A 21667-nucleotide genomic window follows, 5' to 3' on the forward strand; every position below is an offset into this window, starting at 1 on the left:
GTTCCTGAGCGGCACGGGGTTGCCGCATGGGGTGGGGCCGGCTTACAGGTCGCGTATCGGGATCAGGTTTGGCGGAGCGGGCGGCGGGGTATTTTCTGGCACCGTCGCCGGGCGCACGGTTTCGGCCTGCCGCTGGCGCATCTCCTGCTGTTCGTTTTCCAGATAGCGCGCTTCTGCACTCAGGGCATTGAGTCCCCGGTTCTCGTCGCTGGTATCCAGCTCCACCGGTGATTGCAGGTACAGGGAATCCATCTCCTCGCCATCCATGGGGTGGGCGGGGCCTTTTTCCCGGGTTTGCGGGGCCGCATCGTCCGGCGGGGCGGTGTCCGGCAGTTGCTCGGCCGCCCAGGCCAGGCCCGGGGCCAGAATCAGTGTTTTTAGTATTGTTTTCATGGTTCTGATCATAGCGCTCTCGAGCGAAAGGGGGAATCGGTTCGCACTTTTACCGCCCTGTTGAGTGTCAAGGCGGGTCAATACGCGGGTGACAGGGTGTAGAGCCATTGAGGCAACCTCCGAAACGGGTATGCTGATGCGCTTGATCTAAAAAGGCGGTAAGACCTGCATGGCGCAACACGACGCACAACCATTGGCGATGGCCTGCTGGGATATATCCTGGCTGCTGCAGCGCGATATTCGCGATGGCGCCTATGCTTCGTTGGAGCGCGTGCTGGATGAGACCGAGCGGCGCGGCTTTAACACCCTGCGCCTGGACCCCTGCCCCCACCTGATCGCCACCCCGGAAAACGGTATCCATATGGACCGCTGCGAGCTGATGCCCCAGGGCGCGCCGGCGGTGGAAGTGAAAATCCGCCATCAGCTTCAGCAGCTACTGCAGTCGGCCCACGAGCGTGGCTTCAAGGTCTGGTTCAGCAGCCGTTTTATCAACGACAGCCGCGCGCGCCGTTCCTTTGTGCGTCGCCCGGAAGATTTTGTGGCGGTGTGGAGTGAAACCCTGTCGCTGGTGGAGCAGTGGGGGTATCTGGGGGACGTGGCAGGGCTGGACTTCTGCTATCAGTTTCCGTCGCTGCCTCACGCCCACGGGGTTGCCCGGCGCGTGTTCAGGCGCTCCCCGGAACGGTCACTGCCGTCGCACTGGTCCGCTACGGCCAGCGAACGTCTGGAAGAATATCTGCGCGATATTCCCCGTGCCTTGCACGCCCTGTTTCCGTCTGTGCCCGTGGGGCTGAGTACCACGGCGGCGCTCAGTGAGCAGCTGCGGCAGCTGGATACCAGTGAGCTGGATTTCCTCGATTTCAGTTTGTGGCTGGATGATGACCCCCGCTACCGGCTGGCCAGCGGTGAAGCCATGCTGGCCGCCGGCCTGCTGGGCAAGTTGGCCAATCCCATGAAGCAGCTGTTGCTGGACGCCGGCGGCATGCATTGGCAGCGGCGGCTGGAAGACCAGTTGCAGCGGCGCATGGCATTCACCCGACTGCGTCGCTTGCAGCCGGTGATCAGCGAAGGCTTTGTGCGCCAGCCACAGGATTTGCGCAAGCTGCCCACGGGGTGGGCGGACTTGCATGAAATGATGGTGGTGAATGCCCTGACCCAGGGCGTGGAAGCGCTGACGCCCACCTCGCTGGCGAGCCCCAGTTACCCCTGGTTATGGCAGGAAGAGGAATACCTGGCGCACCTGAATCACCTGATTCTGTCTGGCTCGTCATAGCCGGACGCTACCCGCCCCAAGCTACAACGCAGGAAGACTCTGTGCTTTGCCATTACGGCAAATAGTGCACCCATCGTGTTTGGGCGCGGCGCCGAACGTTGCAGGTCTGGGCGGCAGTGGTTCGTGTTGTAGCTTGGGGGCGTGTAGCGTGCGGCGTCTCTCTTTCCTACACCGTTAACGCCTTCAGTCGCTGCCGATAAATCCGCGCAAACTCCTCCGGGTCCTTGCTGCCCTGCCCTTCACTGTGGTCGGACACCGGGCCGGCCAGGCGCGATAACCAGAATCGCAGCGCGGCCACTGCCAGCGCTTCGCACAGGCGGCTGTGGTCCACGCTGCGGCCCTGTTCCCGGTAGGCAGACAGCAACGCCTGTTCCCGCTCGGGTTCGATCTGCCCATGGGCGTCCACACACCAGTCGTTGAGGGCCACGGCCAGGTCGTATTCCGGGTGGTCCAGGCAGGCGTTGTAGAAATCCAGCAGGGCGCTGATCTGCCCGTCTTCCCATAACAGATTGTCGCGAAACAGATCGCCGTGGATCAGGGTGCTGCCGGCGGGCTGGGCCAGCCAGTCATGCAGCAGGGCGGCGGCGGTGTCGCGCTCGGCTTCGGGGAGCCTGCGCAGGTGGCCAGAGAAGTCACGCAGGCGCTCACGTTCGCTGGGCAATGACTGCAGCGAGCTTGTGTCGCTGGCGTGCAGCCGGGCCAGCAAGGTGCCCACCTGTCGGCAGCGATCCGCATCCACGGCAAAATCGTGCTGGCCGGGCAATCGGGGCATCAGCACCGCGGGTTTGCCTGCCACGGTAATCTGGTCCTTGCCGTCGGCATCCGGCAGCGGCGCGGGAACCGGCAGGTGCTGTTCCGCCAGATGTTCCAGCAGGGTCAGGTACGGCGCCAGGGCCGTCGGGTCCAGGGATTCGAACACGGTGAGTACCAGCGGGCTGGGCTGACCATGGCGATCACGGGCCTCGATCAGGAAGGTGCTGTTCTCGATGCCGTGGCTGGCGGCGTGATAATCACGCAGCTGGAAACCGAACGGCGTCAGCACGTCTGCCAACTGGGCGTGGCTGAGCGGGGTGTACACCGACATCACAATCCTCTTGCTTGATGAAAAAAGGCCGCAGATGACCAGACTCTGCACGCGGGCAATGGTATAACAGGCCGTCGATGCGCATCAGCAAAGCGCATAATCCCAACAATAACAAAAAGGACGACAGGCAATGCGTTACTGGATGCTTTTCGGGTTGTTGTTCAGTCCCGCTCTGTGGGCGGACCCGGTAGCCCACTATCAGGATCAGCGTTCCGCCTATGTGGCCGGTAACCTGATGCACCTCAATCTCGATTATGACAGCCGGGAGGTAACGCCCTCCGGGGTTGGCCTGCGTCTGGGTGGCATGGTCAATCCCTACTGGGGGGTGGAGCTGCGCGCGGCCACCGGGCCGTCGCCGGACACCTACCGGCCGGAAAACAGCCGCACCAAGGTTGATTATACCGTAGACCACGTAGGAGCCCTGCTGGCCACCGGGCGTTTCCCGTTCAAGTCACCGGTGGCCCTGCCCTATGTAGAGAACCTGTTTGTGCAGGGTTTTGCCGGCATTGCAGATGTGAAGGTGAAAACCGTTACCCGCAAATGCAATGCGCGGGGCTGCCGGGACGATACCGCCCGCAATGACGACACCAGCCTGGCCTTTGGTGCGGGCATTGGCCTGCGCACGGAATTCAATCTGGGGCTGACCCTGGAATACATGCAATACATCGATGAAGAGTACCTGACCGTCACCGGCATCGAAGGTGGCCTGGAATGGTATTTTTGATAACGCGGCATGCTTCACGCTGCACGCAACACGGGTAAAAGAACGCCACGTGAAACGGGAAAGCCCTGAGCGCCAGATGTGGCTGCGGGTTTCCCGGTTTAGCGTGCCGCGTGGTGCATGCCGCCTGTGGCGGCCTTTTAAGGAGAACTCATGAATCCTGCTGTTTTTGAGCGGGCGACCGTACGCGCCCTGATGACGTTGCCCGGCCCGGTGCTGGCGCGTTTTGCTGCTGGACTGGAAACCCACAGTCGTTCACATCTGGATGCGCGGCTGCGTTTTCTGCTGGCACTCAGCAGCGCCAAGCCAACGCTGGATTCAGGCACGGTGGAGCAGGCCCGGCGAACCTACCGGGAGATGATCGCGCTGCTGGATGTGGCGCCGATTCGTCTCCCCGTGGTGGTGGATCACCAGGTCACGGTGGACGATGGCAGCCAGATTCTGGTGCGTCGTTACCGCCCGGCCAATGCGCCGCGAGTGGCTCCCGCCATTCTGTTTTTTCACGGTGGCGGTTTTACTGTGGGCGGCGTGGAAGAGTACGACCGGCTGTGCCGCTATATTGCTGATCGCACCAATGCGGTGGTGCTCAGTGTGGATTACCGGTTGGCCCCGGAGCATCCTGCGCCCACCGGCATGGATGATTCGTTTGCCGCCTGGCGCTGGTTGCTGGATAACACCGCTCAACTGGGCCTGGATCCGCAGCGGTTAGCGGTGATGGGCGATAGTGCTGGCGGTTGCATGAGTGCGGTGGTGTCACAACAGGCCAAGCTGGCAGGCCTGCCGCTGCCGGCGTTGCAGGTGTTGATCTACCCCACTACGGACGGAGCCCTGGCCCACCCTTCCGTGCAGACGCTGGGGCAGGGTTTCGGGCTGGATCTGGCCTTGCTGCACTGGTTCCGTGACCATTTTATTCAGGACCAGGCACTGATCGAAGACTATCGCATCTCCCCCCTGCGCAACCCGGATCTGGCCGGTCAGCCCCCGGCAATTGTGATTACCGCGACGGATCCGTTGCGGGATGAAGGCCTGGAGTACGCCGAAAAACTGCGTGCGGCGGGGAGCACCGTGACCTCACTGGATTACCCGGAACTGGTGCATGGATTTATTTCCATGGGCGGGGTGATTCCGGCAGCCCGCAAGGCGTTGAATGACATCTGTGATGCCACCGCTCAGCGGTTGTAGATCAGCGGCAAGCTTCAAGTCGCGCCCGGTGCTTTGGGCGCGACTTCTGTGCAGGCAAGACTGCAAGGGCTGATTCGCGTTGTAGCTTGAAGCTTGTTGCTTGCAGCGGGTCTTTAAAATTCCCCCACAAACTGGTTATAAAACTGCCGCGCGGTGCGGCCGGAGCGCACGCCCTTCTCCATGGAAAAGCGCCGGGCCCGCACGTGCAGTTGCTCCCGGTCTTCCACTGCGCCGAACAGGTGGTCGACGATCTCGAAATACTGGGCTTCATTGATCGGATAAAAACTCAGCCCCAGGCCGAACCGGTCGGACAGCGAGATTTTTTCCTCCACCACATCGCCGTGATGCAGCTCCCGGTTTACCACCTGGGTCTGCTCGTTATCTTTCATGTATTCGGGGAGCAGATGGCGGCGGTTGCTGGTGGCGTAAATGCGCACGTTCTCCGGCGGCAACTCCAGTGACCCTTCCAGCACGCTCTTCAAATGCTTGTACTGGTTTTCGCCATCTTCAAAGGACAGGTCATCACAGTAAATGATGAAGCGCTGACTGCGATCGCGAATATCGTCAACGATGTCCGGCAGGTCGTGCAGGTCATCCTTGTCCACCTCGATCACGCGCAGTCCGCGCGGGGAGTATTCATTGAGCAAGGCTTTGACGATGGAAGACTTGCCGGTGCCACGGCTGCCCCACAGCAACACATGATTGCAGGGCTGGCCGGCCAGAAAACGTTCCGTGTTCTGCACCAGTTTGGCTTTCTGGGTATCGATGCCGAGCAGGTCATGCAGGCGTACCGGGTCCGGGTGAGGAACAGGGCGCAGCGTTTGTGAACGGCCACGCCAGATGGCCGCCGGGGTGTGGCGCCAGTCGATGGGTCGATGGGTGGAGTGCATGCAAAGCCTCACGGGCAACGGAAAAATAATGGCTGCCAAAGTTTAACGCACCCCATGGGCAAACGCAGGCTGCGTTCGTAGCGAACTTTATCTATGCTTGGGTCTCAGAGATATCCTGTGTAATGCGCATTCACGCGTGCGCTGATGCACGCGGCACACGCGCCGACACACGCGACAAGGAGAGCAATATGAAAGCTGCCGTTCTGGCTGCAACGGGTCTGGCCCTGGTATTGGCGGGCTGTAGTTCCTCGTACGACAACGATTACCCCATGGGCCTGCCGAACGACACGCTCACCTGCCCGGATGATCCGCCCGATGCGTGCACCATGGATTACCGCCCGGTATTTGGTTACGACCAGCAGGGCGGCATTCTGGGTGAGTTCTCCAACGCCTGTGGGGCCTGCGCCACCGATGGCGTGAAATATACCTCGGAAAAGAACGACCCGAATATGCCGGGCCCGGTGCCCGAGACGCCGGCAGCACCTGCGGATGAAGCGGCTCCCGCCGCGCCGTCCCGTTATTGATCTGCCCTGACTCGAGGCCGCTTTGGCGAACGCGTTAACCCTGCTGCTGGATTTTGACGACCAGTATCGCCGCGATGTGGATCAGAACCACGCGTTCCTGCATCGCCGTGATCGGCGTTTTGCCCAGCAGCAACAGGAACAGCGGCAGCCGCTCACGGTGCCCGCCTGGCTGGCGTCCCTGCATGCCCTCAATGGCCAGCGTCAGGTGGACAGCGGCAGCGATCCGCGCCTGCGTGGCTGGCGTCAGGCGCGCTGGGTGTTTGCTGGTCTGGGAGCCGTGCTGGGCGTGGTCTTCATGTTGGGCCTGCTCTATTACGATGGTGGCCAGCAGATCAACGTGACCTTGCTGGTGGCGCTGGTGGGTCTGCAAGGGCTGCTGGCATTGTTCACCAGCGTGCAGGCCTGGCTGGGCTGGCAGCCCTGGCGCACCCTGCTGGGCCGTTGGCGTGGAAATGACGATGCGTTGGCATCGTTGCGCCCGGTGCTATCCGCCCGGGTGGCGCACACCGGCGGTTTGATGTTTGCCCTCACCGGGTTGCTGACCTTGCTGTTGCTGGTGGCAGTGCAGGATCTGGCGTTTGGCTGGAGCACTACCTTGCAGGCGTCCGCCGTCGGTTATCACCAGTGGATCAGTGCGCTGGCGCTGCCCTGGCAGTCCCTGTGGCCGGACGCGGTACCGTCGCTGGCGTTGGTGGAGGCCTCCCAGTTTTACCGGCTACAGCAGGACAGTGGCGTGGCCAACCCGGCCCTGCTGGGGACCTGGTGGCCGTTCGTGTTGATGCTGTGGCTGGTGTATGTGCTGCTGCCCCGCTGTGTGTTGCTGATGCTGGCGGCGCTGCAATTACGCTGGCAAAGCCACCGTGCCCTGCGCGCCCACCCGGGCTGGCAGCCGCTCCATTACCGCTTCGATACGCCCTGGGTGGACACCCGAGGCGACGATGAGGGGCAGGCAGCCCCGGCCCCGGCCCACACCGCCCTGTCGCCACTCCCTGTCAGCACCACCCTGATTCACTGGGCCGGCGCGGGCCTGCAGTCTGCCTCACTCGGTGCCGCCCTGTCGGTGGACCCGGCGCCGTTGCAGTTGCGTGCCGGCGGCAATAGCAGTCTGGATGAGGATGCCCGGGTGTTGGCGCAGGCGGCGGAATCCGGGCAGCCGGTGATTGTGGTGGCCCGGGGCTGGGAACCGCCCACCGGTGAGCTGAGCGATTTTATTTTTGATGCCCGCGAACAGGGCGTGACGGCGCTGCTGGCGCTGGTGCCATTGGCTGATGAAGGTGGCGAGGCGTTGGCCGACGCGGGATTGCTCGCCCAGTGGCAACGCTTTGTGGACCGCCAGCGCGACAGCCAGTTATTGCTGTGTGCCCCGGTTGCGGCAGAGAAGGAGCAGGAAGCCTGATGCACGAACCAGACAGCCCCACTCCCGCGCCTTCCGTGGATCTGCCGCGCTTTGCCGTGGTGGGCCATCCCAACAAGGGCAAGTCCAGCGTGGTGGCGACGCTCGCCCAGAACGACAGCATCGCCATCGCCATGGAGCCCGGCACCACCCGCGACAGCCACCGTTACCCGATGAAAGTGGATGAGGTGACGCTCTATGAGCTGATCGACACCCCCGGCTTTCAACGCCCCCGCAAAGTGCTGGCCTGGTTACAGGGCCACAGCCTGTCCGCCTCAGACCGGCCGGAGACAGTGGCCGCTTTCGTGACCCAGCACCGTGATGACCCGCGTTACCACGACGAGTGTGAATTGTTGCGGCCCATCGTGGAGGGCGCCGGGATCATCTATGTGGTGGATGGCTCGGTGCCCTATAACCGCGAGCACGAAGCGGAAATGAACATCCTGCGCTGGACCGGCCGGCCCAGCCTGGCGCTGATCAACCAGATCGGCCCGGACGACCACAGTGCTGCCTGGGAGGCGGCGCTGGGCCAGTATTTCCAGATCGTGCGCCGCTTCGATGCGGTGCGCGCCCCGTTTGAAAAACACCTGGACCTGTTACGCAGTTTTGGCCAGCTGGCGCCCCACTGGCGCGAACCGCTGGATGCCGCGCTGGAGTATCTGCAGGCCCTAAAGTTCGGCCGCGACAGTCAGGCCCTGGAGCGCATCGCCGATGCCCTGATCGACATGCTCGGCCATCAGGAAACCGCACGGCTGAGTGAGTTCGAAGACGCCAGCCCCCTGTTGCCCAAGCTGCAACAGCGCTGGCAGAACTGGCAGCGTGAGCGCGAACAACGGCTGCGGGTGGCGGTGGAAGACCTGTACCAGCATCGCCGCCTGCAGCGTCAGGAAGAGGCGCTGGTGACCCCGGAAGGCGGTGACCTGTTCAGTGAGCGCACCCGCCAGCTATGGGGCATCAGCAAGGCCCAGCTGGCCGCCGCCGGTTTCGGCGCTGGCGCCGTGGGCGGTGCCGGCATTGATGCGGTGGCGCTGGGGCATTCGTTGGGTGCCGGGGCGTTGATTGGCGGGCTGCTGGGTGCTGCCGGCAGCTACTACTACAGCGACAAGCTCACCAAACTGAAATTCGGCCCGCTCAGTGGCGGCTTTCGCGAGGCGGTTTACGGCCCCCTGCGGGACCCGCAGTTTGCCTATGTGGTGCTGGGCCGGGCCCTGGTGCATTGGTATCAGGTCAGCCAGCGCAACCACGCCGGCCGCGATGTGCTGGTGGTTACCGGGGCGCAGGGCCACTGGCTGGCACAGATGGAGCGCAGCCATCGCAATGGCCTGCAAAAAAGCCTGCAGGCCCTCGCCAGCCGCCGTTTTGATCCCAGCAAACGCCAGCGGTTGATCGAGCAACTGGAGCTGGCCCAGCAGGCGTTCGCCCAGTGGCAGCTACGGCCTTTTCAGGAATCCGGCGAAGCGCCTCCCAATTAAGCTATTAATATCAGTGGCATAGGGGGAACCCCCAAGCGGCGATAACTCGGTGACAACGCAATAGTTCATTTGTGTACTATTGCGTTGTATACTTTATGAATCATGTTCATAAAGATTCAGGAGGGCTGTGTGAGCCGCTTCGACGCCACCGAAAACCGCATCAACCTGACCCACCAGCGCTTTCCCGGCTACCCCCGGGAACCGGCCATGCTGGTGCGGCTGGTAAAAGCCATCTCCCAGCACGTCCATGACACCGCCAACCTGGTGCTGCGCCAGTACGGGCTTAATCACACGGACTACAACGTGCTGATGATGCTGTATGGCTGCCAGCAGGAGGGCATGACCGTCACCCAGCTGCGTGATGCGGCGGCAGAGAAGTCGGCCAACGTGACCCGGGTGTGCAATATTCTCTACGACCGGGGCTGGATGGCCCGCTTTGCCGATCCCCAGGACCGGCGCCGCGTGCTGGTGTCCCTGACCCCGGAAGGGGAGGCGCTGGTGGAGCAGTTTCTGCCGTCCATGTCCTCGCTGCTGAACCAGTACGGCGCCACTTTCGATGCCCGGGAAACCGCCCAGCTGGAAACCCTGCTGAAGCGGTTATTGGGCGCTGCGGAACAGATCGAGCGGGACCTGTGAGCGCCGCGCCATGAGTGCCGACAATGACACCGCCGAGTCCTCGCCGCCGCTGGCGGGCATGCTCCGCGAGGCGACCCTGGACTGGCTCTACGTGGGCAAGGCGCTGCTGGCCATTTTTATCGGTGGCTGGCTGGCCATGCGCATGGACCTGCAGCAACCGGCCACCACCATGATGACGGTGGCACTGGTGATGCACCCGGCCAGTGGCATGGTGCTGGCGAAAAGTTTCTACCGGGCCATGGGCACACTGGTGGGCTGTGGCGTGGCTATCGCGCTGGTGGGCCTGTTCCCGCAGCAGCGTGAACTGTTGCTGGTGGGTATGGCCCTGTGGATTGGTCTGTGCGCCGCCGGGGCGTCCCTGTATCGCAACTTCATGTCCTACGGTTTTGTGCTGTCTGGCTACACCGTGGCCATCGTGGTGCTGCCGGTGGTGCAGCATCCGCTGGAGCTGTTTGATTCGGCGGTGATGCGGGTCAGCGAAGTGATGCTGGGCATTCTGGTGGCCGGGCTGGTGGGGGATGTGCTGTTTCCCCAGCGGCTGCGCATGGCCCTGCGCCAGCAACTGGCCGATCAATACAGCGGTTTTCTGGCGTTTGTGCGCGGCAGCCTGGGCGGCGTGCTGGCCCGTGAGGCGCTGGAAGAGGCCCACATGCGGTTTGTTGGCGAGACCATTCAGGTGGAAAACTTGCGCAGCTCCGTGGTGTTCGAGGATGCCGGGGTGCGGGCGCACAGCCCGCGTCTGCGCCAGCTCAACCAGCATTTCATGGAGGTCTCCACCAGCTACCAGACCCTGCACCATCTGATGAACCGCATGCATGCGCCCCATCACCGGGACACCCGCGACCGCTTGAGGCAATTGTGCGTGTTTACCGCCACTGCGCTGCAAGGGGATTGTCAGCCCAGCCCGGAGGCTGCGGCGCGGCTGTCGCTGGCGTTGCAACAGACCGAGCGGGTATTGCCCGGCAAGATCCGTGAGCAGCGTCAGGGGCTGACCTCGCATCGGGAATTACTGGATTTCGATACCGGCGCCGAACTGCTGGGCCGTTGTCTGCAGGAATTACGGGCCTATGTGCAGGCCTATGCGGTGTTGCGTCGCCCCGGTGTGGCCACGGCGGCGGAGAAAGAGGTGGTGTTTCAGCATGGTAATGACCGCCTGGGCGCGCTGGTGAGTGGGGTGCGGGCCACGGTAACCATGCTGGTGATGGGCAGTTTCTGGAGTCTGTCCGGCTGGGTGCATGGGGGCAGTGCCATGATGCTGGCCACGATCTTCACCGGCCTGTTTGCCAGCGCGCCAAACCCGTCGGCGGTGGTGCGCCAGATTACCCTGGGCTTTGCCACTGGCATGCCGCTGGCGTTCCTTTGTCAGTTCCTGGTGCTCACCCACATGGACGGTTTCGGGTTGATGGTGGCCGGCACCGTGCCGTTTCTGCTCACCGGGCTGTACCTCACCACCCGGCCGACGCTGGCCGGCTATGGCACCGGTTATGTGCTCAGTTTTATCTACCTGCTGAATCTGCACAGCCCGATGACGTTTGACCCGGTGTATGTGGCCAACGAGGCGATCAGCCAGATTGGCGGGGTGCTGGCGGTAGCTGTGGCCTTCAGCCTGTTCGGCAATGCCTCCAGCAATGGCTGGTTGCGACATCGGTTGTTGCGCCAGCTGCGGTATCAGGTGGCCCGTGCCTGCGAGGCGCCGCTGAACGGGTTACGCCACCGCCTGGAAAGCGCCACTCGGGATCTGTTCATGCAGATCATGGTACATGCCGGGCCGCGCGCCCGTGACTGGTTGCCCTGGGCGTTGTCGGTGCATGAAACCGGCCGGGCGGTGGTGGAGTTACGGCGCCGCTATATCGCCCTGCCGCTGGCCGAACAGGCGGCTGTTGCTGCGGTGCTGGAGGCCTTCGCCCGCCTCTATCGCGGTGATGCGGGCAAGCAGGACGTTGCCCACCAGAGTGCATTGCTGGCGCTGGATACGGCCATGGTCACGGTGACGGACCGCCCTGCCCTGCGCCAGCTGCACTTGCTGCGTCTGGCCTTGCTGGATAACGGCTCGGTGCTGGTGGCGACGCCGACGCCCAATTTCCATTCGCATCAGGAGGAGGCGCCCCATGCCCCGTGAAATCGCCGTGCTGGATGCCTTGGTGCCCAGCCTGTTGCTGGTGTTCGTCTTTAGCTTGTTGCTGCAGTGGGCGGTGGACTGGGTGGGCGGCCGCTATGGCTTGTACCGCTATGTCTGGCACCCGCCGTTGTTCCGGGTAGCGGTGTTTTTCTGCTGTTTCGGTGGCCTCGGGCTGCTGGCCATGCAGTGAGGAAAGTAAGGACGGAGGAGAGAAAACCATGAAAACCCAATCCCTGATCCGGGCCTCGGTCACCCTGTTTATGGTGGCGCTGGCCGCTTTGCTGGCTTGGGCCCTGTGGCAGCACTACATGTATTCTCCCTGGACCCGGGATGGCCGGGTGCGGGCGCGGGTGGTGCAGGTGGCGCCGGATGTGTCCGGGCTGGTCACCGAGGTGGCCGTGGCTGACAACCAGACCGTGCAGCAGGGCGATCTGTTGTTCGTGATCGACCGCAGCCGTTACCAGAATGCCCTGCAGCAGGCGGAAGCGGACCAGCGCGCCGCCGAAGCGGCCGCCCGCGCGGCCGGGGCGGATATCCGTGCTGCCCAAGCCAGCGCGGCCAAGGCGCGGGCCGAGTTTGCCATGCGCCAGGCGGAATCCCGGCGCCGGGATCGTATCGCTGAAGCGGTGTCCCGGGAGGTGCGCGATAACGCCCACAGTAACGCCGATGCGGCCCAGGCCCAGCTACAGGCAGCCCAGGCCAGCCATCAACGGGCCACCGCCAGCCAGCAGCAATTACTGGCCCGCTTGCAGCAGGCCAATGCCGCCCTGGCGCTGGCGCAGCTGAACCTGGAGCGCACGGAAGTGCGCGCCCCGGTGGACGGTTACGTCACCAACCTGGAACTGTATCCGGGCGATTATGCCCACGCCGGGCAGGCGCACATGGCATTGATCGATCGCCATGATTTCTGGGTGTACGGCTACTTCGAGGAAACCAAACTGCCCAATGTGCATGTGGGCGATGCGGTGCAGGTGCGCCTGCTCAGCGGTATCCGTGCCCGGGGCACGGTGGACAGCATCGCCCACGGTATTGCCGACCGGGATAACCCCACCGGCGCCAACCTGCTGGCAGACGTGAATCCCACCTTTAACTGGGTGCGCCTGGCCCAGCGGGTGCCGGTGCGGGTGTCGATTGATGCAGACAGCCTGCCCGAGGGCACCGTGCTGGCGGCGGGAATGACCGCCACCTTGACCCTGAATCCGTCCTGACGCGGGCGTCAGTGGCAGGAGAAAACCGGGCGGGGGCAGATAATTGCACGCCGCTTAACCGGAAAAATCAGCCTGGCAGCGGGTAACTGAAGGTCGTTCATTGCGTCAAGGTTGCGTGAAGGTGAACATGAAACGACCGTACGAGGACGAGTCATGTTACCCGAAGAAATCAAACACAAGCTGGCCACCCTGTCCCGCCCGGGGTGGCGTCCCCGAGTCGGCCCGGCCGTGCCGGGCGCACGGTCCAAGTTTGGCGGCTCGCCATTGCTGAAGGCGGACGAATCCTGGCCCTGCTGTGGCCACTGTCATCAGCCCATGCAGCTGTTTGTGCAACTCGACTCCCATGACCTGCCGGTGGATGCCCGCACGGGGTTCGGCGACGGGGTGTTGCAGGTGTTTTACTGCACCAACGGGGAAGAAGATTGTGAAGTGCTGGGGCATGCGCACCTGCCCTTCTCTGATGCCAGCCTGGTACGGATGATTCCCCGTCAGCAGGCCGATGGTTTTGATGCCCTGCCGGTGGGCATACCGGATGCGTTTGTCGAGCAGGCGCTGACCGGCTGGCAGTGCATGGTGGATTTTCCTGATCGTCAGGAAACGGTGGCTATCAATGAGGATGTGCCGGATGGCATGGTCGCCCTGCTCCAGGCCCACCGCCCTGCCCCGCATGCGGGCGATAAATTTCTTGGCTGGCCTCACTGGGTGACGGACGTGGACTACCCGCCCTGTTCCTGTTGCAACAAACCCATGAAATTTATTTTTCAGATTGATTCCACCGACACCCTGCCCTTCTGGTTTGGAAACAGCGGTTGTGCCTATGTTTTTCAGTGTGAAAACAATCCGCAGGTGTTAACCATGAGCTGGGACAGCCGGCCCTGAAAATTTAAAAATAGTTTCCTTTTTTATCAATTTTTTCCTCTCTCCTGGCGGTATTGCTGCGGCGAAACGCGCATCACTTTCTTGAACAGCCGGGAAAAATAATAGGGATCGTCGTACCCCAGCTGCAGCGCGATGGCGGCCACGCTGTGCTCGCTGATATCCAGCAGGTAGCAGGCATGACTGACCTTGATACGCTGGAATGCCTGCATGGGGGTTTGTCCGGTCTGGCGTTTATATTCACGGATAAAATGGTAGCGGGATAAATCGCTGGTGGCGGCGATCAGCGCATCCAGGCTGAGGCGCCGGGCGATGGCCGTTTGCAGGTAACTGTTTACCCGATTCACATCCAGGGTGGCATGGCGTACCTGGTGCTGGCGGCGCATCAGGGCTGCGTAGGCGAGCAGGCTGCGCAGCAGATTGGCCGCATACATCAGGTGTTCCGGCTGGGTGTTGGTGGCCGCTGCCATCAGGGTCTGAAAATCCTCTGCCAGCCGTGAGTGCACCCCCACATTGACCTTGCGGATACCGCTTTGTGGTTGCCCGGCAATTTCGTCGAAATACGCCTGTACCTCATGGCCGCCCAGATGCACCCAGTAAATACTCCAGGGCTGCTGGGGGTTTGCCTGGTAGTGATGGGCCAGCCCGGCGGGAAACAGCAATAGCTCACCGGCTTCCACCGGCTGGCTCTGGCCCTCATACGTCACTGTCCCGGCCCCGGCCACACAGTAGATCAGCAGATCATCGGCGGGTTGCTGGCGTGCCATGCGATGACCATGAGCCTGGGGATAAAATCCCACCCCATGGGGCATGCAGCCTGCGCAAAGTGGGTGCTGGCTGACACTGGACAGTACCGCAGGCGGGATCACGGTACGCTGCCCGCTGGCGGGTAGCGGCCAGCGTGACGTTTCTGCTGTTTGGCGTTGTTCGCTCATCATAAACAGCAATATAGTCCATCTGACGATAAAAGTGGCTATCTGCATGGCAGATAGGCTGTGCTACAACAGGGTACGCAGACACGCTCCACGCTGGCACACCCAGCCCGGAGCCAGAAAAAGGATGGAGAACTCGATGGCCCACCAATTACCCTTGCTGATTAATGGCGAATTTGTTGCCAGCCAGACTGACCAGTGGATTGCGGTAACCAACCCGGCCACCCAGGAAACCCTGTGCGAAGCCCCGGCGGCTACCGCTGGAGAAATGGAGCAGGCCATTGCGGCGGGCAAGGCCGCGTTCCAGACCTGGAAAGAAGTGCCGGTGTCCGAACGCGCCCGCTTGATGCTGCGCTATCAGGCGCTGCTGAAAGAGCACCACGACGAGATCGCCGAAATCCTCAGCCAGGAAACCGGCAAGACCTTCGAGGACGCCAAAGGGGATGTGTGGCGTGGCATCGAAGTGGCGGAGCAGGCCGCCAATATCGCCTCGCTGATGATGGGCGAAACCGTGGAAAACGTGGCCCGCAGCATCGACACCCATTCCTGGACCCAGCCGCTGGGCGTATGTGCGGGGATCACCCCGTTCAACTTCCCGGCCATGATTCCCCTATGGATGTTCCCGCTGGCCATCGCCGCGGGTAACACCTTCGTACTCAAGCCCTCCGAGCAGGACCCGATGACCCCGAATCGGCTGGCCGAACTGTTTCAGGAAGCCGGCGCAGCGCCGGGCCTGCTGCAGGTGGTGCACGGTGGCAAGGAGCAGGTGGATACCCTGCTGTCGCACCCGGACATCAAGGCGGTTTCGTTCGTGGGCTCGGTGCCGGTGGGGCAGCACGTGTACCGCACTGCCACCGACAATATGAAGCGCGCGCAGTGCTTTGCCGGCGCCAAGAACCACATGGTGATCATGCCTGATGCCAATAAGGAGCAGGTGGTCAGCAGCCTGGTGGGGTCGTCCTGCGGGGCGGCAGGGCAGCGCTGCATGGCCATCAGCGTGGCGGTGTTTGTGGGCGATTCCAAGGCCTGGATCGACGAGCTGGCCAGCCAGTTTGCACAGATCCGCCCCGGCGCCTGGAACGACCCGGAGGCCGCGTACGGCCCGCAGATCAGCCCGGCGGCCAAGCAGCGGGTGTTGAAAATGATCGAACAGGGCAAGCAGGAAGGCGCCACCTGTTTGCTGGATGGGTCTGACTGTACCGTGGAAGGATTGCCGGACGGCAACTGGGTCGGGCCGACGCTGTTCACTGATGTGACCGCGGAGATGTCCATCTATCGGGAAGAAATTTTCGGCCCGGTGTTGTGCTGCGTCTGTGTGGACTCGCTGGATGAGGCCCTCGAACTGGTCAACAACAGCCCTTACGGCAACGGTACCTCCATCTTCACTGCCAATGGCGCCGCCGCGCGGAAATACCAGCACGAAGTGGAAGTGGGGCAGGTGGGGATCAATGTGCCGATCCCGGTGCCGCTGCCGTTCTTCAGCTTCACCGGCTGGAAAGGATCGTTCTACGGTGATCAGCACGCTTATGGCAAGCAGGGTGTGCGTTTCTATACCGAAACCAAGACCGTCACCAGCCGCTGGTTCGATTCGGATATTCCGGCGGCAGCAGGGCCGAATATGAGCATTAATTTGAAGTGACGGGGTTTTCCGTAGGAGCGTCGCTTGCGGCGCGATTCCAGCGTCAGGTTATCGCGCCGCCAGCGACTTTATTCGCTGCGCTCCTTCGGCAGGGTCTTGAATGATTAAACGGTCTTGAAAGGATCAATGCGTGGACTTTTCTTTCACTGAAGAACAACAGGCATTCCGGGAAACGGCACGGCAGTTTTCTGAAAAAGCGCTGGCGCCTTTCGCCGCAGAATGGGATGCCAATAGCCTCTTCCCAAAAGACGCCATTCGCGAAGCCGGGGCGTTGGGCTTCTGCTCCCTGTACTGCGATGAAAAACACGGCGGCATGGGATTGAGTCGGCTGGATGCGGCGTTGATCTTTGAGCAGCTCTCCCAGGGCTGCACCTCCACCACCGCCTTCATCACCATCCACAATATGGCCACCTGGATGCTCACCCGTTTCGGTAACGACACCACCCGAGCCCGTTGGGCCGACGTGTTAATGAGCGGTGAAAAGCTGGCGTCCTATTGCCTTACCGAACCGGGTGCCGGTTCCGATGCCGCATCGTTAAGCACCACCGCAAAAAAAGACGGCGATGATTATGTGCTGAATGGCGCCAAGGCGTTTATTTCCGGCGCGGGCGATACCGATGTGTTGGTGTTGATGGCACGTACCGGCGGACCTGGTGCAGGGGGCATTTCCTGCTTTGCCGTGCCGGCGGATACGCCGGGCATCAGCTACGGCCGTAACGAAGCCAAGATGGGCTGGAAAAGCCAGCCTACCCGGGCAGTGATTCTCGAAGACGCCCGCATTCCTGCGGACTGCCTGATCGGTGAAGAAGGGCAGGGCTTTCGTATCGCCATGGCCGGCCTGGATGGTGGCCGTATCAATATCGCCAGCTGCTCTCTGGGGGCGGCCCAGGCGGCGTTGCATCAGGCGCAGCAATACGTGCAGGAACGCAAACAGTTTGGCCAGGCCATTGGCGATTTTCAGACCGTACAATTCACTCTGGCCGACATGGCCACGGAGTTAGTGGCGGCGCAGCAAATGGTCCGCCTGGCGGCCTGGAAACTGGATCAGAATCACAGCGATAAAAGCATGTTGTGCGCCATGGCAAAACGCCTGGCAACGGACTTGTGTTTCAACGTCTGCAACCAGGCGCTGCAGCTGCATGGCGGTTACGGCTATATCAGTGAGTACCCACTGGAGCGTTATGTGCGCGATACGCGGGTGCACCAGATTCTGGAAGGAACCAATGAAATCATGCGAGTGATCATCGCGCGCAATGTGCTGAAAGATTTATCTTTTTTATAAGAAACGCAACAAGCAACATGCTGGCACGCGTGCATTCATGGTGCCTGAAGCGTGGTGCGATAATGATAAGGAGTGCGCTATGAAAATCGGATTCTTCGGTGTCGGCCATATGGGTGGGCCCATGGCCGCCAATCTGGTCAAGGCCGGCCATGAGGTGGTGGCGTTTGACCTGATGCCCGCCTTGCTGGAAACCGTCGTTCAGGAAGGTGCCAGGGCGGCGAGTAGTGCGGTTGATGCTGTCGCCGGAGTCGACGTGGTTGTCAGCATGCTGCCGTCAGCGGGTGCGGTTCGTGGTCTGTACCTGGGAGAGGAGGGTGTGCTGTCGCACATTGATAAAAGCGCCCTGATTATCGACTGCTCCACCATCGATGCCGACACCGCCCGTGACGTGGCCGTCATTGCCAGGGAGCAGGGCAGGGTAATGATCGATGCGCCGGTCTCCGGCGGCGTTGGCGGTGCCAAGGCCGGTACGCTCACTTTTATCTGTGGTGGCCCGGAAGATGCCATCGATCGTGCCCGTCCGGTGTTGGAATGCATGGGCGCCCAGGTGTTTCGTGCCGGGGACAACGGTGCCGGCCAACTGGCAAAAATCTGCAATAACATGTTGCTGGCTATCCACATGATCGGCACCGCCGAAGCCCTGCAAATGGGCGCCGACCACGGCCTGGACCCCGCCGTTCTTTCCGACATCATGAAAGCCAGCTCCGGCGATAACTGGTCACTGGACAAGTACAATCCCTGGCCGGGTGTGATGGAAAACGTGCCGTCATCCAAAGGCTATGAAGGCGGTTTTGCGGTAAAGTTGATGAACAAGGATCTGGGGCTGGCGCTGCAGGCAGGCCTGAGCACCCAATCCGCCACGCCCATGGGCAACTTGGCAAAAAGCCTCTACGCCGCTCATGGAAATCATGGCTACTCTGAAAAAGATTTTTCCAGTATTCAGCGGTTTTTTCGCCACAAAGAAAGTAAAGAAAGCAATTAATAATGAATAGTTAATAATTAATAACGAAAACAAAAAAAAGGCCGCGCCATAGACTGTGGACGCGGCCTTTGTTTTTTTAAGTTGTCGAAGGCTTTTGTCGTGAATTATTCAGTATTAACTATTAATTATCTTCCGCTTGCCAAAGCCTATCCGGTTCATGGCCGAGAAATCGTGGCCGACGTTTGTTCGCCGCATAGGGTTCGCCACAGGCGTTGTCCCGGCGATTAAAAACAAAGAACACATTGCTGCGTGGGTCCGGTGATATATTGGCGTTGGAGCCGTGCAGGGTGTTGCAGTCAAACAGCAGCAAGCTGCCCGCCGGGCCGGTGGGGGCCTCGATACCGTAGCGGTGTATCATTTTCGTCAGCGCGTGTTCTGAAGGCACACCGATCTGTTGGGTCTTCAGTGACTGCTTGTGATGTTCCTCCGGTGTTGGGCCCACGCAGGGAACAAAGTGTTGGTGGGAGCCGGGGATCAGCATCAGGGGGCCGTTGAACAGGTGATTGTCCGTCAGAATGATGGAGGCGCTTACCGCATGCATGGCCGGCATGCCGTCTTCCGCATGCCAGGTTTCAAAATCTGAGTGCCAGTTGAATCCCTTGCCCTTGAATCCAGGCTTGTAGTTGATGCGCGACTGGTGAACATAGTGGCCACCGCCGAGAATCTGCTCCACACGTTGAGTCAGGCGGGGATCGCGGACCAGGTGCTGAAATGCCCGGTGCAGAAAGTGCACGGCAAACACGGACCGGATCTCCTGACTGTCCTGCTCAGTGATCGTGAAAGGCTGGCCTCGGTAGTCATCCCGGTTGAGCAACTCGCTCATTGCCTTGGTCAGCGTGGCTACCTCATCAGCCGGCAGAAAGCCGGGCTCGAACAAAAAGCCGTTTTCCTCAAAGCGATCAAGCTGCTGTTCAGTCAACGGGCCGGGCAGATGGCGGCCTTTTACGGTATGTTCCCGGCGATCGCGCCAGGGTTGTTCCGGGTGCTGGTGCAACCGGGTGGGGTAGGGGTCGGCCGAAATCGGGGCCGGGCAAGTCAGGTTCTGCGCTGACATCAAATCACCTCCGTAATCTGGTGCAGAAATCAGAAACAGCCTTGCGATGAGGCTTCCTGGTTGTCTCCGTGGGTAACACATCCCCGCACGGCCGGGGCAGAAAAAGGCGCCACACAGGGCGGAGGCAGGGAGCCTGCCTGTGCGCACGCCCCGGCTAAAGCAGGGCCGGGTGCGTGAGACTAAGGGCTATAACGAGAGTTTCAACCCCGCGAAGGGCTGGATGCTTGTGAAAAGCGATGCCTGAAGCCGTGCAGTATGCACAAAGACGCCAGCCCCTCGCGCTTGCGCAATGGGGTGCCGGTGACGGGATTATTCTTTCTGAGGCGAATTACCCCTCAGGGATGTCGGGCTCCACCAGTCTGGCCAGTTGCGCCAGTGATTCCTGCCAACCCAGGTAACACATGGCTTCCGGAATCACCGCAGGGATATCTTCCTGGGTAATGCGAAGCTCCGTGCCGCAGGGTGCTTCGTTGAGGGTAATGGTTACCCGCATTTCCCCGGGCAGTTCTTCACTGTCAAAACGGTCCGTGTGGCACAGGCGTTTGCTGGGTTCCAGCTCCAGGTATTTCACCGTGAAGGAGTGTGATTCACCGGTACTGAAATTGGTGAACGACATCCGATATCCACCCCCAACGCTGGCGTCTATTTCATGCACGGTTCCCGTGAAGCCGTAGGGCGGCAGCCAGTATTCCAGCGCCTGTTTGTCAATGAATGCCTTGTACACCCGATCAGTGGGTGCCCGCAGTACTCGGTGTAGTGTGACGGTCCCCGTTGCTTCTGCCATGTCGGTCTCCTTAATCGTATTAACGGACGTGTTGTTACTGACCAGTCGAACTGGCATGGCGAAAATCGACAAGGTAGCCTGAAAAAATGTAAGTGCGTCATCGGGGCAATAAAAACCGGAGTGACGCCTTTGGACCTCGCAGTGCCATTGGAAAAACGTGAGCACCGGGAGCAGAGCGCGATGAGCGTCTTGTGTAGGTCGTATTAGGCGAAGCCGTAATCCGACATTCCTGTAATGGGAAATATGGGCGAGCCTGAACGTTCAGGAAAGAATCTGGAGGAATGGAATAAAACACTGGAGTCAAGTCTCGAGCCGTGTGCAAGTGATCATGCGCACGCACGGGGTAAGACCTGACTCCAAGGTTCCCTCAAGCGTGCTTGTGACTAGTAGTCATCGTGCATGCGCCACCATCGATAGGGCGCGCTTTGTGGCCAGCCAGCGGGCGAGTCTTCCCACTGTTCCTGGCGACCGTACGGAGTGATATCCAGCAGACGGAAATGGGTATCGAATAGCTCGCCACCACGATTGCTACTGAAGTAGGTGCGATAGACCTGGTTGTCGTCGTCGCGGATAAACACGTTGATCGCAAACCCCTTGCCGGCGCCGAACGCATCCGCGAAATGCCGCTGGTGATCGGTATACCAGGGCGCTTGCCAGTGCATACGCTTTTGCAGGGCCAGAATATCCTGTTGCGGCGCCGGCGAGGTGAACACGAACGTCGTATCCCTGGCGTTAACGTGGGCAAGATTATGGCCAATGTTGTCCATCACCATGGAGCACCCCTCGCAGGGAGTGGCGCTAGGCTCCAGCATGGCGCAATAGACAATCAATTGCCGACGCCCCGCAAACAGATCCACCAGCCCTACCTCTCCCTGCGGCCCCGTGAAGGTGTAGTTCTCTTCCACGGGCACCATCGGTAACCGGCGGCGTTCGGCAGCCAGTTCATCCTGCATTCGGGTCAATGCCTTCTCCCTGGCAAGCAGGGCCTGTAGAGAGGTTTCCCACTCCTTTTGGGAGGTGATTTGCGGCAGCGCAGTTTTATCCGAGGTCATGAGCATGGCTCCTTTTTCAGGGTGATTGACTTCATGATCGAATGGGCCTGGCTGATTTCGACACGGCTCTGACTCTGTCAGTGTATGCCGTTGGGGTTGTCAGTCAAAAGATGGAAGCTCTGGGGAAGGCGGAAGCATTGGGGTCAAAATCTGACTCCAAGGTTCCCAGAC

Annotated in this window: 21 protein-coding genes; 14 read left to right on the forward strand and 7 right to left on the reverse strand. The window is 61.2% G+C overall.

Annotated features, from left to right (window positions below):
• Positions 1–42: 42 nt before the first annotated feature.
• Positions 43–393, reverse strand: a complete 351-nt coding sequence (locus F1529_RS01445) for a hypothetical protein (RefSeq protein WP_155131448.1) — start codon at positions 391–393, stop codon at positions 43–45.
• Between the two features lie 169 nt (positions 394–562).
• Between F1529_RS01445 and F1529_RS01450 the strand changes: the two genes are divergently transcribed.
• On the forward strand, positions 563–1666 hold the full coding sequence (locus tag F1529_RS01450) for a cellulase-like family protein (RefSeq protein WP_155131451.1): 1104 nt from the start codon (positions 563–565) through the stop codon (positions 1664–1666).
• Positions 1667–1832: 166 nt separating this feature from the next.
• Here the strand turns inward: F1529_RS01450 and F1529_RS01455 are convergent, their stop codons facing one another.
• Positions 1833–2750 carry a homoserine kinase gene (locus tag F1529_RS01455; protein WP_155131454.1) on the reverse strand — a complete coding sequence of 306 codons (918 nt, stop codon included), beginning with the start codon at positions 2748–2750 and terminating at the stop codon, positions 1833–1835.
• Between the two features lie 130 nt (positions 2751–2880).
• Between F1529_RS01455 and F1529_RS01460 the strand changes: the two genes are divergently transcribed.
• Together F1529_RS01460 and F1529_RS01465 are read left to right on the forward strand one after the other, a co-directional pair.
• On the forward strand, positions 2881–3474 hold the full coding sequence (locus F1529_RS01460) for an outer membrane beta-barrel protein (RefSeq protein ID WP_155131457.1): 594 nt from the start codon (positions 2881–2883) through the stop codon (positions 3472–3474).
• A gap of 150 nt (positions 3475–3624) precedes the next feature.
• The gene (locus F1529_RS01465; protein WP_007151635.1) at positions 3625–4653 is read left to right on the forward strand and encodes an alpha/beta hydrolase; all 1029 of its coding nucleotides are present in this window, start codon (positions 3625–3627) and stop codon (positions 4651–4653) included.
• A 113-nt stretch (positions 4654–4766) separates the two neighbouring features.
• Here F1529_RS01465 and F1529_RS01470 read toward each other — a convergent pair whose 3' ends face one another.
• Entirely contained in the window at positions 4767–5543 is a 777-nt protein-coding gene (locus tag F1529_RS01470; RefSeq protein ID WP_155131460.1) for an ATP-binding protein, read from the reverse strand.
• A 188-nt stretch (positions 5544–5731) separates the two neighbouring features.
• Between F1529_RS01470 and F1529_RS01475 the strand changes: the two genes are divergently transcribed.
• The 8 genes from F1529_RS01475 (at position 5732) to F1529_RS01510 (ending at position 13774) form a co-directional block, all read left to right on the forward strand.
• Positions 5732–6067: a hypothetical protein gene (locus F1529_RS01475; protein WP_155131463.1), complete on the forward strand. Its 336-nt coding sequence runs from the start codon at positions 5732–5734 to the stop codon at positions 6065–6067.
• Between the two features lie 22 nt (positions 6068–6089).
• A complete protein-coding gene (locus F1529_RS01480) occupies positions 6090–7463 on the forward strand; it encodes a DUF2868 domain-containing protein (RefSeq protein ID WP_155131466.1) in 1374 nt (457 codons plus the stop codon).
• Positions 7463–8932: a GTPase/DUF3482 domain-containing protein gene (locus F1529_RS01485; protein WP_155131469.1), complete on the forward strand. Its 1470-nt coding sequence runs from the start codon at positions 7463–7465 to the stop codon at positions 8930–8932. Before F1529_RS01480 ends, F1529_RS01485 begins: the two co-directional genes overlap by 1 nt.
• Before the next feature lie 129 nt (positions 8933–9061).
• On the forward strand, positions 9062–9568 hold the full coding sequence (locus tag F1529_RS01490) for a MarR family winged helix-turn-helix transcriptional regulator (RefSeq protein WP_370456925.1): 507 nt from the start codon (positions 9062–9064) through the stop codon (positions 9566–9568).
• Positions 9569–9578: 10 nt separating this feature from the next.
• Complete coding sequence (locus F1529_RS01495; RefSeq protein WP_230457674.1) at positions 9579–11687, forward strand: FUSC family protein; 2109 nt, start codon at positions 9579–9581, stop codon at positions 11685–11687.
• Positions 11677–11877: a DUF1656 domain-containing protein gene (locus tag F1529_RS01500; protein ID WP_007148706.1), complete on the forward strand. Its 201-nt coding sequence runs from the start codon at positions 11677–11679 to the stop codon at positions 11875–11877. The genes F1529_RS01495 and F1529_RS01500 overlap by 11 nt, the downstream gene beginning before the upstream one ends.
• A gap of 28 nt (positions 11878–11905) precedes the next feature.
• Entirely contained in the window at positions 11906–12895 is a 990-nt protein-coding gene (locus F1529_RS01505) for an HlyD family secretion protein (RefSeq protein ID WP_155131475.1), read from the forward strand.
• A gap of 153 nt (positions 12896–13048) precedes the next feature.
• Positions 13049–13774, forward strand: coding sequence for a DUF1963 domain-containing protein (locus F1529_RS01510; protein WP_155131478.1), 726 nt, complete (start codon positions 13049–13051; stop codon positions 13772–13774).
• A 26-nt stretch (positions 13775–13800) separates the two neighbouring features.
• On the opposite strand, the gene F1529_RS01515 is transcribed toward F1529_RS01510, so the two are convergent.
• Entirely contained in the window at positions 13801–14706 is a 906-nt protein-coding gene (locus F1529_RS01515; protein ID WP_230457675.1) for an AraC family transcriptional regulator, read from the reverse strand.
• 136 nt (positions 14707–14842) lie between these two features.
• Between F1529_RS01515 and F1529_RS01520 the strand changes: the two genes are divergently transcribed.
• The 3 genes from F1529_RS01520 (at position 14843) to mmsB (ending at position 18606) form a co-directional block, all read left to right on the forward strand.
• On the forward strand, positions 14843–16342 hold the full coding sequence (locus tag F1529_RS01520) for a CoA-acylating methylmalonate-semialdehyde dehydrogenase (protein WP_039926647.1): 1500 nt from the start codon (positions 14843–14845) through the stop codon (positions 16340–16342).
• Positions 16343–16472: 130 nt separating this feature from the next.
• The gene (locus F1529_RS01525) at positions 16473–17624 is read left to right on the forward strand and encodes an acyl-CoA dehydrogenase family protein (protein WP_370456926.1); all 1152 of its coding nucleotides are present in this window, start codon (positions 16473–16475) and stop codon (positions 17622–17624) included.
• 79 nt (positions 17625–17703) lie between these two features.
• Entirely contained in the window at positions 17704–18606 is a 903-nt protein-coding gene (mmsB, locus tag F1529_RS01530; protein WP_155131484.1) for a 3-hydroxyisobutyrate dehydrogenase, read from the forward strand.
• Positions 18607–18727: 121 nt separating this feature from the next.
• Here mmsB and thpD read toward each other — a convergent pair whose 3' ends face one another.
• From thpD to F1529_RS01545, 3 genes are all read right to left on the reverse strand, one after another.
• On the reverse strand, positions 18728–19660 hold the full coding sequence (gene thpD, locus F1529_RS01535; RefSeq protein ID WP_155131487.1) for an ectoine hydroxylase: 933 nt from the start codon (positions 19658–19660) through the stop codon (positions 18728–18730).
• Positions 19661–19988: 328 nt separating this feature from the next.
• The gene (locus F1529_RS01540; RefSeq protein WP_155131490.1) at positions 19989–20444 is read right to left on the reverse strand and encodes an SRPBCC family protein; all 456 of its coding nucleotides are present in this window, start codon (positions 20442–20444) and stop codon (positions 19989–19991) included.
• Positions 20445–20827: 383 nt separating this feature from the next.
• Positions 20828–21496, reverse strand: a complete 669-nt coding sequence (locus F1529_RS01545) for a DUF899 domain-containing protein (protein WP_155131493.1) — start codon at positions 21494–21496, stop codon at positions 20828–20830.
• Positions 21497–21667: the final 171 nt, after the last annotated feature.

This window comes from Alcanivorax sp. VBW004 (assembly GCF_009718865.1).
Classification (GTDB): domain Bacteria; phylum Pseudomonadota; class Gammaproteobacteria; order Pseudomonadales; family Alcanivoracaceae; genus Alcanivorax.